Source organism: Teredinibacter franksiae, assembly GCF_014218805.1.
Lineage (GTDB): Bacteria > Pseudomonadota > Gammaproteobacteria > Pseudomonadales > Cellvibrionaceae > Teredinibacter > Teredinibacter franksiae.
Map to the genome: position 1 here is coordinate 107,359 of NZ_JACJUV010000002.1, position 14,674 is coordinate 122,032.

Below are 14,674 nucleotides of genomic sequence, written 5' to 3' on the forward strand. Positions count from 1 at the left end.
ATTTAAACCTAAAGACCAAAGTTGGTCATTTATACTAATAATTGATAGCAATTAACGTATGTGCCGAATAGCCATTACATTCCAAGATTTTTTTTGAAGGTAACCACCTTGCGCTTGTATTGCGCTCGTTTAAAATATTTCTGGCAAGGCGAGTGTCGGATTATGTTATCTATGCTTGGCGCTGTATAGGTTTTAAGCGAAAGCAAGAGGGTTAGGGCGCCATAAGTCACATAAAGGATGACGTTTTTCACGGCAGCCTACTTCTTGGGCACCCTTACTAAAGTCTCAATTCATTAATGAAAAATTGGGTAAGTGTTTTGGTGTAAATGGGTTTAGACACCTTGCCTGAAGCGCAGAGAATGCCTTTTGATAGCTCGGCCTATACTGATCTCACCATGCCTTACCCTTTACCCGTGAAGGTTGTTTTGAGCTTGTGGATATCATCGGCCGTATTCTGCGAGACGATAAACGCGGAGCCATCGCAAGTGAACTTCTGACCATAGTGTCGCGGTTGGGTATTAAGCCCAATAAGTGGATCGACCATGTCCAGAATTTTGGGCGTCGTTACGGTTCCAGTGCCGGTTCGGTGGCGCGCATGGCCGATTATGCCCAGGTGTTTGAGCGCAATTGCGGCAAGGGTGTGACCTGTTCGAAGGCGAATTATTTAAATACAGGTTAATGCCTTCCCAAAAAATAAATAGTCTTTAAACGATTACAACCAGTGGGTTTTTGAGTCTTTGACTTTGCGGTGAATTAGTCTTGGGAGTCTTTCGAAGTTTGGCGCTAGCGTTGATTATGGTGTGGTGCTAGGAGAATTGGGGGTATTCGAAAAATGTTGGCGAAGCCGGTGCTATTATTATTTTTGAGCAAAAGTGTGCGAAAGCTAACTCTGTGTTTTCAAGGTGTTTTGTCTGTAGGGTTAATTATTGCGGCGGGTTCACTGTATCAACAGATGAGTCTGATTAACCAATTGGAGGTTGGCTATGAGAAACCCTCACGTTTGGTGATAAAAAATCTACCGAGTGAAGCCTTGTTTACGCCAGGAGATAACAGTTTATTAAGAGAAATAAAAAACCTAAATGGGGTCGAGCAGGTCACGATCACTAACACCGACTTAACCCACGACATGCAAGGTAACTTAGCCCTAACTTGGCCGAACGGGGAGCGGTTAGAAGGTATGCAGCCAACAGTGGCGACCGGCTATTATGCGGTTGATACATTGGGGCTAAATCTGCTCGCTGGACGTGATTTTTCTTCCGAGTTCGGTGGCGACTGGTATGAGGTTGATGCAGAGGGAAACGGTACCCTGGGCGTATTGGTGACTCGTCGTATGGTTGAACTTGCTGGCTACCAAGACCTAGAATCCGTAGTGGGCATGACCTTAATAAAAACGAGTGCTCAAATGAGCGCGAAAATTGTTGGCGTCATAGATGATGTCAAAATTGGCTCAGCTCGGCAGCAGGCTCTACCTGTGTCATTTAATTTGGGTTACAGTCTTCATAATACGGGCCACATTGTTGTAAAAACCACGAATGCGGATATGACTGAAATCAGTAAAAAAATACAGGAGATCATTAGTGACAAATTACATTTGAGTGATGTACAAATCACCCAGTTTTCAGAAGATTATGCTAATGTGCATAAGAATGAAAACCAAGCATTAAAAATGGTAACGATATTTAGTCTGCTTGCCATCTTCTTAACGTGCCTAGGCACCTTTGGGTTGTCATCTTTTGCAACTATGCGCCGACAAAAAGAAGTGGCTATGCGTAAAGTGCTAGGAGCATCGCGGATCAGCATAGTGAATTTGCTGGCGAAAGAGTTCTTGTTGTTGATGGCTGTGAGTATTCTAATCGCTTTGCCACTGAGCTATTGGTTGGTGGCCGATTGGTTAGAGAATTTCAATGAGCGTATTACGCAGTCTGTTTGGGTATATTTTTCATCTGCCGTTATTGTTACCGTTATTACTTGGCTCACCGTGGCAAGCCTTGGCTTCAAATCCGCCAGTAGTAGGCCTTCATTGATACTACGTCATGAGTAGTATCATCTAGACACGTATTTTCTACTGAAGCTGAGCTAGATGCAGAGCATAAATAATGACAAGGTTTTGGCGCTAAAAACGCTAAGGTTTTGGGTTTAGGCGTGGCTGGATAGGGCTGCGCCACTGCTGAAAGGCGATTTTTTCTTTGGCCTTTAATTTATTGCGCGAAGCGAAAGTAATAGGGCAATAAAAAATGTGGAAAAACGGAGTGGTTACGCCAAGATAAAGGTAGGTGTATTCGGTGGTGTCTGATCATGTCGCTCTTCTCCGATCTTGCGCTTCTGTCCGTTGATAGGTTTGTACTACAATTGAAAGCTCCTGCTATGCAAGCGACTCTTTAGGTAGCGTTTTTTACCTATCGTTATCGATATAGGTGATGGTCAATTCCTCAGCTGTAGCGGCCTGTATAACTTTTGGGTAAAAACGCTTGTAGGCAACGGCGCTGGACAAAACCTTCATGTCACCGGGTTCTGTAATGGCTTGAGAGCCAACAAGCAGGCAGCCAGCCGTGTCTTCGTCTGTATTCCCACAGTGAATCAAAATGTAAGTAAAACCGGGCACATCCTGTATGTGAAGCATTCCTTTGTGAATTTCGGCGAAACGTCTTTTATATTTTCCATGGTACCCACCTTCGGTTCGAAGTTTTATTTTATACGTTCCAGCAGGAATACGTGTTTCTCCGGCTACCTTTTCCTCTCGGTATTCGTCTTCCAGTCCGAAGCACTCAAATTTCCCGTCTATGAGTACACGGCTAACCGTAGTGTCTTCGTCTGCAATAAATCGATCAACTATTATTTCCATCGGTAACTCCTTAGTCGTTGTATAAGTAGATTCAAATATTAGGTATTCACCGTTATTTCTGCTTTTTAATTGACGCAATAAACCTGTTAACAATAGTAAACGATACCTTAATTCTGATTTGAAGGGGTAGCTAATTCTGTTTGCCCATCTGTATTGTCCTGCGTTTAATTTAACGCAATGAGTTCAGGTGCACAGGAGGTGTAAATGCTGGCGCGAAAGTAGACGGGGTTGGGCGCCTCAAAAATATAGGGTTAGGGGGATATGGTAAGTATGCGGCGCTGAGGTTAACGGCGATGTATTCGATTAACAGAATTTATGCTGGGTGAAATGTCCAGTTGTTGGGCCTATTCAGCGAGTCTGGCCCTCTCTCGACGAAAGCACGTATTGTGTAGGGGGTACTGTTGAAAACGACGCAAGCTCGTTTTAGCGGTGGATGTCAAAATGGCTAATCTCGGTGTTAACTCATCGCCTATGTTTGGCCAGTATTAACTGGACAGCGTGTGTCTGGGGTAATGCAACCTATAGCTGTCGCCTTTTCGGGCGTTTTCAACTGTTATCGTCTGTGCTGAATCGTTTTTTTGACTTACTGAGCGTCATCTTATGGCATAGTTACCTACACTTAAGCAATAGTCAGCCCCTATTGTCCGTATCCCGAATGAATGCAAATAACCGAAGATTGTTTGGCTTGGTCGCCATAGTCCTTTCTGTTATGGCGTTGTATTCCTATCGGTTTTTTCCTGAAAAGAAATATTTGTTAACCGCTGCTCCGGAAGTGAATCCCTACATTTATGGTGTTAATCTGCCGAATGGTCGCCCTTCAGGTTTATGGCTAAATGAGGGTGAGCGCAAGTTTCGTTGTATCTATCCTGCAGGTATTCCTGATTATGGATGCTACTGTAGTTTTAATTTGGGCTATGAAGTTGGAGAGAATAGGGTCGTAGACATTTCTCGTTATAGCGCTATAAATTTGTCTATTGAATATACGGGAACAGCCCCAAAAATGCGTCTTTTAGCAAGAAATTTTGATAAGCGATGCTCTAACTCTGAGGATATAAACAGTACAAAATACAATGTTATTTTGCTTTCTACAAAAGAACTGCGGCATGACTTTACTGTGAAATTGAGCGAATTCGTGGTTACTGAATGGTGGCTAATGACGTATGGAATAGACAGGCAGAATTCATACCCCCAGCTGAATAATGTTGTTAATTTCGGGGTGGATTTTTCCGATTCCATGACCGTTTGTAATCACGGCGTGAAGGTAAACAAGATTGAATTCGTTGGTGAGTGGATTTCGCGGTAAAATTTTTTATCTACTTATCGTTTGTGTATGGCTTGTAAGCGTTTTCTTCAATACAATAAACCAGTTAAGGATGTTTCGTAAAATAAAAGTACAAGATGAAAAAGTTATCTTAGCGTTAAATGAATCCAATAAAAATCTTACTAAAGAAACGGATAAATCCCGAAAACTTTCCACCGTCGATGCGCTTACGCAGCCTTACACTCGGTTTGGTATAGATCAGATTGTCTCTACACTGATAACGCCTGTAAAAGATGTTGCCGTTGATGAGCCGCCGTTTTCACTTATTTTGCTGGATATCGATCACTTTAAGAGAGTAAATGACACGCGGGGGCATGACGCTGGCGATAGGGTGTTGAAAAATGTGGCGAAAATCATTAATGGAAGCCTAAGGGAAGGCGACTATATCGGCCGCTGGGGGGGGAAGAGTTTGTTATTATTTTGCCTTTTACACGCCATGAATTTGCCATGGCATTGGAGGAGAAAATTCGCATTTCGGTAAGTCATTCAAGTTTTGAGCCCGAGAACCCTCTACTGATTACGGTAAGCGTGGGTGTAGGCAGTCTTCTTGGTGATGAGTCTTTCGCGGATCTGTTCAAGCGAGTAGATGAAGCACTTTATAGGGCCAAAAAAAGAGGCCGAAATTGCTGTATTGTTGCAGAGCCGCAATTCGTTGATTACCTCGGAGCAAAATTTTAGCTAGCCAATTCACGTAGAGGCTAAAGTGAATTAATGGCGGTAACCCTAATATTGCTACCAAATTCAGGTAAACGTGATCGATCAACCGATGAAATTGATTGGTTGTCTCATTACAAAGGGAACCAGCCTGTCTGTGAGTTATTATTTTGAGCGATTTTTTTTTTGGGGGGGTAGGCGGGTTTTACGCTCGCTCTGATAGGTTAATATCAGTTTGATGCTGTGTTTGAGTATTGCTGAGGCATTACTACACAATTGGCGGTTGTCGATTCTTGACCAAAACGTGTGATTTAAGCAGGCTTTCCTAACCGATTTTCGTGTATAGGCCTATGGCGTTCGCTATAGGGGCAATGGGCTCATTCAAGATCCTCATCTGCGCGCTGTCTAGGTCGCTGGGCTTAATGCGGGCCAGCTCAAGTATTTCACCGTGCTCATACGTCTGCTTGGCTCGAACACAGTGTGTGAGCCGAAGTGATATGCTGTATTACATGGGGATGACTGTCGGCGACACATTAGGACAGTTATCGAAAGCCTGCGTGCTGGTAGTTGAATAGTTACCAGGCGAACTATGCCTGTTTTCATAGCAATAGACATTGCTGTGTATTGGCGGCCCACTCTATAGATTGCTGCGCGTGCATTGTCGCGGTCAACGACGGATCTCCGCCGTTTACGCAAGTAGCGCAAGTAGCGCAATTAGCCGACAGGCGGAAACGGTTGAATTTGACGGGCGCCGGGGGCCAATTGGGACGTTGTTATCCCCTCCCGTTTTTATTGGCGTGGCATGTCTTGCGGGTAATATCTTAGCTGAGAAAGAGGCAGTAGATGGTTTGCGGCCGATTCGCTATATGATCGATACAGAAGAGCGTATGATTGTGTGCAAAGGTTGCAGCTGGTAAAAAAACGTGGCCTTTATGTTCAATTTGGTAGTGCCTTCTAGATTCCACTTGTTTTTTTAAGCGTACGTGCCAGCTCTCATGAACCAGGGGTTGACAGTGCTAGGCGGCCAAGCCAATTTTATCGTTGTAGTTTTTATTAATAGCTCAAAATATAGGAATCCCTGATGAATAAAGTAAGTATATTAGTTGTGAGTGCATCGTTTTTAGCGTTGGCCGCCTGCGGAGAACAGGATAATGCGACAGCTGGAATGGAGGCCGTAGAGGAAAAGGTTGTTGCTGGAAGTGAGATGGTAGCAGGAGACACGACTGAAGCTGCGGAGATGGAAGAAAAGCCGTCAATGGAGCTAAGTCGAGTGCGGACAATAACGGCGGAAGTGCTATCGGTTGACCATGAAACCCGTTTGGTTTCGCTCTCAGATGGTGATGGTGGGGCCGTAATGTTTACCGCTGGAGAAAATGTGCGCAATTTGGCGCAGGTTGAGCCTGGGGATTTATTGGAAGTGAACTATTTGCAGAGTGTTGCGGTAGAGGTGGTTGATGGAAAGGGTTTACAGGCGATAGCCGCAGAAGTGACTGATGCTGTACGAGCAGAAGACGGCGAAATGCCTGGTGCAGCGGTTGTTAATACCACTGTTGAGATTTTTATGGTGGAAGACATAAATCTTGAGAACAACACCTTCAAGCTCAAAAATGTGGCTGGCGAAATTAATGAGTTTCTGGCGCGCAACCCAGAGAATTTGAAAAAATCGAAAGTAGGTGATTCGGTTATTATCACTACAACTGAAGCTGTAGCTATTGAAGTACGTGAGCTGGAAGCCGAATAATTCATTCTCGACACGGGTAATTCTACGGGGTGCTTTATTAGGGCACCTCTATAAATTGCTTTTGGCCTGTGGTTTTGTGTGCGGGTTGGTGCGCAAGGCAAAATTTACAGGCATGCGGGAGGTTTGGAGAAAAATTTTAACGCCGTGTATGGTTTGCACACAAAGCCGCGAAGGGCGTGGCCACAAGCCTTATTGCCGCGTTGGCTGGTTTGGAAAGGCAACCAGCCTTTCGCTGTGCAGTCCGCCTTACTAGGCCACGCAGAGGCTAACATCAATTAGTAGAGCTGCCCTTATGTTTAAAATATTTGTTGTTGGTTTTTGTTTAATAGGCATCTCGATGGGGTCGTGGGCCACATCTCTATTTGATCCGCTTGATGGTCAGCTGGATTTTTCGCAATACTTGTCGGAAAACGCGTACGGGTTTTTACCCGTACCTATCATCATAACCGATCCAGCTGTGGGTGGCGGCTTGGGTGTTGTAGGCTTATTTTTTCATGAAGACAAAGACTCTCAGCAAGAGCGCCTTAAGTCAATGCAAAAAGCCGATGCTGATGCGGGTCGATACCTTCTACCCCCCAGTGTGTCTGCGGTGGCAGTAGCGGGTACCGGGAACGATTCCTGGTTCGCTGGTGGTGGGCATATGGGTTTTTTTAAGCAGGGAGACATCCGATATACAGCGGGTGGTGGCTATGGTGATGTTAATCTTGATTTTTATGGGTTTGGTGACATCAATTTGTCTAAACCGATTGAAATAAAAACCAAGGCCAGCATGGTTCTACAGAAGTTGAAATTTAAACTGCCGAACACCCGCTGGTTCCTCGGGGTTTCTCAGCAGTATGTCTCCGCAGAGATTTCCCCAAATTCGCTTGGTCAGTTAGATGAAGTGCTACCACCCGATTGGAGCGAAGAGCTACGAAAAATATTAACGAAGCGTATTACTACCTCTAGCGTGGGCTTAATCGCTGAGTACGACTCCAGAGATAATATTTTTACGCCGAGACAAGGGTATCAATATCAACTCGAATCCATGTGGTTCGATGAGTCGATTGGCAGTGATATCGATTATAGTTTGACCAGCTTTCAGGGTTTAAATTTTTGGCCTTTACGTAAACAGATACGTTTGGGGTTGAAAGTTGCTGCCGATTACGCGGATGCCGATGGTCTCTTACCACCCTATGCCACGCCGTCTATTCAGCTGCGTGGAATACCCGCTATGCGGTATCAGGGGCAATTTGTAGGAATGACCGAAGCTGAGGTGGTTTGGGAAGCTTCAAATCGTTGGCGAGCTGCTGTTTTTGCTGGTGCCGGAAAAGCGACCAATGATACGGGAAAATTTAATCAGGCAGACACCCGAAAGACCTACGGCGTGGGCTTTCGCTATCAGATTGCACGGCGTTATGGCTTTGATGTTGGTATTGATGTTGCACGAGGTCCTGAAGAAACTGTTTGGTATATTACCGCTGGTTCTGCTTGGGCAGGCATCTGATTTGTGTGCCTGTTCCTGCTGATTGTGGATGCCCAATTTTTTCACTAAGTATCATTTTGAGTTTATGATTGTGGCTCCACATAGATCGTTTTGAGTTGCATTTTATTGGTGAGTAGATTACAAAAAGTAATGTATGAATAACCCTTTATCGATATTCAAGGAGTGGTAGAACGTGAATGCGGAGCTACAATCCAGAATGATCGACGTTTGTACCAAAAAAATCGCAGCGAAGGGCTTGGATGTCGGTTTGTCTTTCTATGCGTTTTTTGAAAATAAAAATAGTAACCCTGAGTTGCTAATGGAGGCTGCAACTTGGTGGATTAAAACCCATAGGTTAGATCATTTTGAAAAAGCGACCAAAATTAAAGCAATGGCGGAGAGTGATCGCTAATTTTTTGGGCCCAGTAAGTAAGAAGATATCTGGAGTGAGCGGGCACAATGTAATTCAGTTGTTTTTAAATCTAGGGGCAAAATAAATGTGTGCTCTACAGTATTTCACGATTAGGTCGTGGTGTAAGAGCTTATAATATTTATTCGCTATTTTTTTAAGTTAAATTAAGCTGCCATCGCTACGTAAACTGTAGAGGCATGTAAGGGATGTGAAAAGCATGAGAATTCTATTTATTCTAACGTCTTTTTTGGTGCTTACGGGGTGTCTTGGAATGCCAGAAAAGGTCACCCCTGTCAACGGCTTTAATGTAGATAAGTACTTAGGGACTTGGTACGAAATTGCCCGATTGGATCATTCCTTTGAGCGTGGATTAGAAAACGTAACGGCGAATTATTCGTTGCGTGAAGATGGTGGTGTAATGGTCACCAATCGAGGTTATCTGCAGGCTAAAAGCGAATGGAAGGAAGCTGAAGGGAAAGCATACTTCGTCAATGAAGAGGACGAGGGGTATCTAAAGGTTTCGTTTTTTGGTCCGTTTTACGGTTCATATGTGATTTTCGAACTGGAAAGAGAAAATTATGACTATGCTTTTGTCTCCGGTCCAGATTTATCCTACTTATGGTTGCTTTCAAGAACCCCAAAGTTGGATAAAAACGTTGTCGATGAATTCAAAAAAAGCGCAGGTGCACTAGGTTTTGATGTCGATAGTTTGATATTTGTTAATCATACTGAAGGTGCATTGTGACCAACTCGATGGTAATTTTGAGGCGAGTTTCAGTCTACCTTTTTGCTTTTTTTGGGTGTTGACATTTTTTTGAGTTCAAGTGTTAGAAGGCGTGCGGGTGTGGGTTTCTATAACGCGGTAAATCGGATTGCTTAAATAAAGTTTTTGGGGAAGTGGGCGATAGGATGAAAAAATGGCTTGTAACTTTAAGTATATCATTCTTTTTTTCGTGTTTTGGTTTGGGGTTTTTTGTTATTACTACCGCTCAAAGTAGCTGTTTAGAATCTGGAGGTAGCTGGCAAAGCATTCTACAGGGCTGTAGTGATGGACAAGGCTATTCGCTCCAATATTTGGCGACGCCATTGGCTATTACCATTTTCGCGGCTATTGTTGTTGCTATCAGTAGTGCTGTGGTGCAGCTACGTTCAATTATTGCTAATAATAGCAGCCCATAAACCGCGTTGTGTAGTCTAGGCCAGCAAGCTGGATTTGTTCGAGCAAACCGTCTTTGCCGTGCGTCGCCAATTTCGGCAGATAAGCCTAGTTTGATAAAGACAATGGCCCTTTATAAGAACGCTAAGATGTTAGGTAGGTTAAAGCGCTACCAGAAGCCCGCAGGAAGAAAGGGGGGCTGCTATGGACTTGCTTGGTCTACACCTACTTTGCGGACAAATCATGAAAAAAGCCGGGAAAGCGCGATGGGGTTTGGAGTTCCAGTTGAAAGAAGTTTTGGTGCGTACTAGCTCAGTCAGCCGGTACAGCTGTCATCCCGTAGAGTGGGGTGTGCCGATGAGCCTGGCACTTTTTCGCGGCAATGCTGAATTGAATCGAAAGGTGCTGTTTTCGACAGGGTGTATATTTATATCGGTGTGGCGGTTTGACGGTGTGTATAAATTTGGTGTTTTACAGTGACGAAGGGTTGGGGGATTAATCTAATGAAAAAAAAGATCGATACAATATTGACGGTTACACACATAGTAAAACGATGGATGACTATATTCGTCCTTATTTTGATGCTGATTGTTGTGCTAGCTTCTGTTTTTGAGCTTGCTGTCGTACTTTATCAAGAGGTTGTAGATGAATCTAACGGCCTATTGATATTAGATATAAATGAGTTGTTCCGAATTTTTGGTTTTGTTTTTATCATACTTATTGGATTTGAACTGCTTGAATCAATAGAGATGTATTTTAAAGAAAATATCGTTCATGCAGAAGTGGTACTTTTAATTGCAGTTATTGCCGTTTCAAGAAAGGTTATTTTGCTTGATATAGAGAAGTACGACCCAACCGCTATAATGGGCTTAAGTCTTGTTATTTTAGCGTTGGGCGTATGCTACTACCTGATAAAGCGCGGTAACAAAAGTGAATCTTCTTAGAAGATAGTGGTGTGTTGCAAGAGTTTTGGTTGGTGCATGCGGTGTTCTTGTAAGTGTGTATGTAGATAATCAGTAAAAAGGTGTGCGGGTGAACATTTCATTTCATTTGGATTTTAATGGGGAGTGTCGAGAAGCATTCGAGTATTATGGTTATCATCTGGGCGGAAAAATTGGAATGCTGCTGCAATACAAGGATTCCCCTCATGCTGAAAACGTCTCAAGTGAATGGCAAGGGAAAGTGGCACACGCCAATATTAGAGTCGGAAACATTGAGCTTTCTGGAGCCGATGTGCGGCCAGACCAATATGAAAAACCAAAAGGTTTCTATATTCTATTAAATGTGGTTTCTGCTGAGGATGTTAAATCCATTTTTAGTGAGTTTTGCTTGGAGGGGGATGTCATATTACCGCTACAAAAAACCTTTTGGTCTGAGTGCTACGGTATGGTTGTTGATCGCTTTGGCATACCTTGGAAAATAAATTGTGGAGCACAATAATTTTGCCATTGTGTACTGCGAAATTAGTTAAATTTGAACATTAAAGCATTAATCCACAGTGTCGATTTTCTGGCACAGTAAGGTAAGCGCAATGGAGTCTACAAATGAGAATAACCGGCGAATGCTTTTGTGGAGGTGTTACTAGCGGGCCACTAAAAAACAATACATTTCATTTGAAACCTGTATAATTGAAGTCATGAAAAATGACGCAAGAAAACTTAGTACAGAAGAGCAGCATTTAGTTCGCAAGATAGCCGTGCAGCGAGTGCATGATGGTGAAAGTGCGGCCGAAGTGACACGCAGTTTTGGTCTTGGAAGCCGAACAATTTTCACTTGGTTGCGTTTAGCGCGTGAAAAAGGAATTGAAGCTCTGGCTCCCAAGGCGCGCACTGGACGCAATCGAACACTATCCGATCTTGAAGAGCAAGAAATAAAGAGGTGGATAATCGGCGGAGATCCTAGGCAGCATGGGTTTGATTTTGGTTTGTGGACACGCCAAATTGTTGCTGATTTAATTCTTGAACGGTTTGGCGTTACCCTAAGCATTTCCGGTGTCGGTAAAATTCTGCATCGCTTGGGCTTGACGCCACAAAAACCGCTACGTAGAGCTTATGAGCGGGACGAGAAAGCGGTGCAAGAATGGGTTGACGACGTCTACCCTAAAGTTAGGGCATACGCTAAAAAGAAAGGGGCTGAGATATTTTGGTTGGATGAAGCCACTATTCGTTCTGATGATCCTTTACAGCGTACCTGGGGTGAAAAAGGAAAGACACCTGTCGTCAGAACAAGCGGTCAAAGACAGGCCATTAATGCGATCTCAGCGTTATCAAATAAGGGGGGCTTTTGGTATCACGTTTTTGACGGAAAATTTAATGCGGATAAATGTATTGAATGCTTAAAAAGTTTCCAAAAAGGCCGTAACCACCCCGTCATACTTATCGTTGATGGGCATCCCGTACATAAATCAAAGAAGGTCACGGACTATATTGAAACACTTGAAGGAAAAATTGAAATGGTGTTTCTACCACCGTACGCACCGGATTTAAACCCAGACGAGCTTGTGTGGAATCAGGTGAGAAATATCGGCACATCAAAAAAGCCACTCAAGAAGGGGGAATCACTAAAGAATCGTGCCGTTTTAGATTTGGAAAGTATCAAACGGGATAAGGCCCTGATTAAATCGTTTTTTCAAGAGGCAACTGTATCGTTTGCTGCTGCCTAGGTAGTAGCTATAAAGTGGAGGGTGTTCTTCGTGATGCTAGATCTTGCCATTGTTCTCGTTGCAGAAAAGCTTTTAGCTCTCAAGCCTCTGCTTATGCGTTAGTCAAACATCAGGAATTTGAATGGCTTTCTGGTGAAGAACTGCTAACTACTTACAGTGGTAAGTCGGGTTTCGGCCTCCAGTTTTGTTGCCAATGTGGTTCAACACTTTGTGGTACTTATAAGGGAGCTGTGCACGGGGTTACATTGGGTTGTTTAAATGGAGAGCCCGATATTGAAATTGGCAGGCATATTTACGTCGGTTCAAAAGCTAGTTGGGAAGTTATGCCCACGGGGGTTATTCAATATGTGGAGGGGGCGCCAGAAAACGCCTAATCATCATATTTTTCAGTTATATCATTTCCGGTAACGCATTCATTTCAGTTTTGTGTTGTGTACATTATTTCTTGTTGTTGGCGTAATCTCAGGCGTCGGCTGTCACATTCGGTATTTACAGCGGTATTTTATTGATGTGTAACGATCAATAAGCACTGGCCTCAGCTGGCGACATGCTTCTGTGTATTTTAATGGAGCTTGGTTTCTTGGCTAGCGCAATCTGCGCTAGTGATCTAGGTAAAAACCCTATCCCTATCCCTATCCCTTGTCTTGGCGTCATTTCCATTTTGTCTTTAGCGCGTCAAAAAAATCATTTGTATAAATATAAGTGGCAATCAGGCTTTTACTATCTATTCTTTTTATGTGCTGACGATGGGCGTACTTATGATTTTTTGCGTTGTTACTCAAAAATCAGGTTCCTAAAATAGTAATGATTGGGGGGAGTATGGATCGATTTCTAAAATCTTCTGGCGTTGCGGGAAAAGCGGAAGAAGGTATATTTGATGTGCCGGATTGGGGAGGAATTGGAGGAGACGTTACTTTGCAGGGCGCTTTAAGCGACAGCCTTCGACAAACAATTGGTACGCTCAGTGCTCCTAAAGATACTAACGACTTGATACACAGCAATCAAAATTTCGTTGCGTTGGTATTAGGTGATCACCCTCTGAGTAAGGACCTGTTAAGCCCTGCGCTGAACGCTGTGTACGAACAACAATTACAGGTATATAAGACCTCCAATATTCCCAAATATTTACGTACCCGACAATATATAAGCGCATCGGGTTTGGTTTTGTCTCCCGACCATTGCGTTACCACTATACGCGATAGCCTAAGAGTAGGGTTGTTTTTACGGGGTGGCCATAACGCAATTGAACAGCTGCGCCGCGAGAATTGCTCTAAACCTCTGCATATTGTGTACCCTGCCTGTGGCCCGTTCGCGCCGCTTTTGTTGCCGCTATTGGCCTATTATAAAAACCATGGAGTCTATTCTGAAAAAGATATCAGCGTTACTTTCATTGATATTCAAGAAGGCGCCATTTTGGCGTTAAAAACCTTGGTTAAAACGTTGGACGTACAGGGGTATGTTCGGAACATTATCTGTAATGACGCTTGTGAATATCAAACGCAAGAAGAAATTCATCTGGTGATATTGGAGGCTATGCAGCACGGATTTAGTCGAGAAGGGCATTTGCGTCTGGCAAAACATTACGCCGATAGACTTAGTGATAACGGCATATTTTTACCTAAACGAATTTCAATAACGGCCTCTTTAAGCGTCCCTCAGCGTGAATATGTGGATCAATGGAAGACCATGGACGATGCCCTACATGTGGAAATTCAACAGGAGCGTATCGCGTTGGGTTGTGTGCTGAACGTGGATCTTCCGTTTTTGCGCTCAATGCAAGCGCAAGAGCTGGATGAGTACACTCATTTGGTGGAATGCGAAACGTTAACAATTCCACCGTTAGAGAAAGATGTTTCCGAACAAGCATTGCTATTTCATACTCGCGTAAACGTATTTGATGACGACTGGTTAGGTGAGTATGAGTCGGGTATTACGCACCCGTTACGCGATGCTCAAGTTTGTGTGAACTTTACACCTAGGGAAACCCTAGCCGGAGATTTGTTAGTGGCTTCAGGTGACCGTTTAACTTTCTATTATTGTATGAATGGCCTTCCCGGATTTTTGACAACCAAAACGAAGGATTCGCTAGTTACTGTTGGTCTTTCTGATAGCTTGGGTACATGTTTGGAGGGTTGTAGTGAGCAATAATGTTACTCCTAAGGTTGTGGTTTTTGCATCGAGTATTTTCAGTCAAAATATTTTGATGTATTTGATGGAAAAAAAATACTTAGTTGGCATTATTCTACCGGACCCAAGTGAGTTAGGTGCTGGCGCGATAGGGGTGGATAGTCTTGCGGCGCAGTTGAAAGATGCGGGTATTCCTTATCAGTGTTGCTGTCAGAAAAAACTGCCGTTAATTGTTGAACAGTTAGATGCGTGGCAGGCCACTCTCGGTATTGTTGCAACATACCCACATATATT

The 14,674-nt window shown here is 43.6% G+C and carries 16 protein-coding genes and 1 pseudogene; 16 read left to right on the plus strand and 1 reads right to left on the minus strand.

Going from position 1 to position 14,674, the window contains the following annotated elements; all coding sequences use genetic code 11:
* Positions 1-433: 433 nt before the first annotated feature.
* Positions 434-679, plus strand: coding sequence for a hypothetical protein (locus H5336_RS18265; RefSeq protein WP_185235902.1), 246 nt, complete (start codon positions 434-436; stop codon positions 677-679).
* A 195-nt stretch (positions 680-874) separates the two neighbouring features.
* Complete coding sequence (locus H5336_RS18270) at positions 875-2,041, plus strand: ABC transporter permease (protein WP_185235903.1); 1,167 nt, start codon at positions 875-877, stop codon at positions 2,039-2,041.
* Positions 2,042-2,392: 351 nt separating this feature from the next.
* Here H5336_RS18270 and H5336_RS18275 read toward each other — a convergent pair whose 3' ends face one another.
* A complete protein-coding gene (locus H5336_RS18275) occupies positions 2,393-2,842 on the minus strand; it encodes a DUF5675 family protein (RefSeq protein ID WP_185235904.1) in 450 nt (149 codons plus the stop codon).
* 655 nt (positions 2,843-3,497) lie between these two features.
* Between H5336_RS18275 and H5336_RS18280 the strand changes: the two genes are divergently transcribed.
* The 14 genes and pseudogenes from H5336_RS18280 to H5336_RS18350 form a co-directional block, all read left to right on the plus strand.
* Entirely contained in the window at positions 3,498-4,145 is a 648-nt protein-coding gene (locus tag H5336_RS18280) for a hypothetical protein (protein ID WP_185235905.1), read from the plus strand.
* A 70-nt stretch (positions 4,146-4,215) separates the two neighbouring features.
* Positions 4,216-4,841: pseudogene (locus H5336_RS18285) on the plus strand (GGDEF domain-containing protein).
* Positions 4,842-5,898: 1,057 nt separating this feature from the next.
* Entirely contained in the window at positions 5,899-6,558 is a 660-nt protein-coding gene (locus tag H5336_RS18295; protein ID WP_185235908.1) for a hypothetical protein, read from the plus strand.
* A gap of 292 nt (positions 6,559-6,850) precedes the next feature.
* On the plus strand, positions 6,851-8,044 hold the full coding sequence (locus H5336_RS18300) for a BamA/TamA family outer membrane protein (protein ID WP_185235909.1): 1,194 nt from the start codon (positions 6,851-6,853) through the stop codon (positions 8,042-8,044).
* Between the two features lie 196 nt (positions 8,045-8,240).
* Positions 8,241-8,435, plus strand: coding sequence for a DUF6500 family protein (locus H5336_RS18305; RefSeq protein ID WP_221628224.1), 195 nt, complete (start codon positions 8,241-8,243; stop codon positions 8,433-8,435).
* A gap of 271 nt (positions 8,436-8,706) precedes the next feature.
* Positions 8,707-9,180 carry a lipocalin family protein gene (locus H5336_RS18310; protein WP_246439364.1) on the plus strand — a complete coding sequence of 158 codons (474 nt, stop codon included), beginning with the start codon at positions 8,707-8,709 and terminating at the stop codon, positions 9,178-9,180.
* Between the two features lie 164 nt (positions 9,181-9,344).
* Positions 9,345-9,614, plus strand: coding sequence for a hypothetical protein (locus H5336_RS18315; RefSeq protein ID WP_185235912.1), 270 nt, complete (start codon positions 9,345-9,347; stop codon positions 9,612-9,614).
* Between the two features lie 181 nt (positions 9,615-9,795).
* On the plus strand, positions 9,796-10,071 hold the full coding sequence (locus tag H5336_RS18320; RefSeq protein WP_221628225.1) for a hypothetical protein: 276 nt from the start codon (positions 9,796-9,798) through the stop codon (positions 10,069-10,071).
* Positions 10,072-10,094: 23 nt separating this feature from the next.
* Complete coding sequence (locus H5336_RS18325; protein WP_185235914.1) at positions 10,095-10,535, plus strand: phosphate-starvation-inducible PsiE family protein; 441 nt, start codon at positions 10,095-10,097, stop codon at positions 10,533-10,535.
* Between the two features lie 88 nt (positions 10,536-10,623).
* Positions 10,624-11,031 carry a VOC family protein gene (locus H5336_RS18330; RefSeq protein ID WP_185235915.1) on the plus strand — a complete coding sequence of 136 codons (408 nt, stop codon included), beginning with the start codon at positions 10,624-10,626 and terminating at the stop codon, positions 11,029-11,031.
* 196 nt (positions 11,032-11,227) lie between these two features.
* Positions 11,228-12,253: an IS630 family transposase gene (locus H5336_RS18335; protein ID WP_185235916.1), complete on the plus strand. Its 1,026-nt coding sequence runs from the start codon at positions 11,228-11,230 to the stop codon at positions 12,251-12,253.
* Between the two features lie 14 nt (positions 12,254-12,267).
* Positions 12,268-12,627 (plus strand): GFA family protein, encoded by a 360-nt coding sequence (locus H5336_RS23910; protein ID WP_221628226.1) that lies wholly within the window; start codon positions 12,268-12,270, stop codon positions 12,625-12,627.
* A gap of 445 nt (positions 12,628-13,072) precedes the next feature.
* The gene (locus tag H5336_RS18345) at positions 13,073-14,401 is read left to right on the plus strand and encodes an SAM-dependent methyltransferase (protein WP_185235917.1); all 1,329 of its coding nucleotides are present in this window, start codon (positions 13,073-13,075) and stop codon (positions 14,399-14,401) included.
* The coding region (locus tag H5336_RS18350; RefSeq protein WP_185235918.1) for a hypothetical protein at positions 14,391-14,674 on the plus strand (284 nt) is incomplete at its 3' end. The genes H5336_RS18345 and H5336_RS18350, both read left to right, overlap by 11 nt.

Coding starts and splice junctions, on each gene's coding strand:
- H5336_RS18295 (WP_185235908.1), top strand. CDS start 5,899: ATGAATAAAGTAAGTATATTAGTTGTGAGTGCATCGTTTTTAGCGTTG.
- H5336_RS18315 (WP_185235912.1), top strand. CDS start 9,345: ATGAAAAAATGGCTTGTAACTTTAAGTATATCATTCTTTTTTTCGTGT.
- H5336_RS18275 (WP_185235904.1), bottom strand. CDS start 2,842: ATGGAAATAATAGTTGATCGATTTATTGCAGACGAAGACACTACGGTT.
- H5336_RS18310 (WP_246439364.1), top strand. CDS start 8,707: ATGCCAGAAAAGGTCACCCCTGTCAACGGCTTTAATGTAGATAAGTAC.
- H5336_RS18335 (WP_185235916.1), top strand. CDS start 11,228: ATGAAAAATGACGCAAGAAAACTTAGTACAGAAGAGCAGCATTTAGTT.
- H5336_RS18305 (WP_221628224.1), top strand. CDS start 8,241: ATGATCGACGTTTGTACCAAAAAAATCGCAGCGAAGGGCTTGGATGTC.
- H5336_RS18345 (WP_185235917.1), top strand. CDS start 13,073: ATGGATCGATTTCTAAAATCTTCTGGCGTTGCGGGAAAAGCGGAAGAA.
- H5336_RS18280 (WP_185235905.1), top strand. CDS start 3,498: ATGAATGCAAATAACCGAAGATTGTTTGGCTTGGTCGCCATAGTCCTT.
- H5336_RS18325 (WP_185235914.1), top strand. CDS start 10,095: ATGAAAAAAAAGATCGATACAATATTGACGGTTACACACATAGTAAAA.
- H5336_RS18300 (WP_185235909.1), top strand. CDS start 6,851: ATGTTTAAAATATTTGTTGTTGGTTTTTGTTTAATAGGCATCTCGATG.
- H5336_RS18320 (WP_221628225.1), top strand. CDS start 9,796: ATGGACTTGCTTGGTCTACACCTACTTTGCGGACAAATCATGAAAAAA.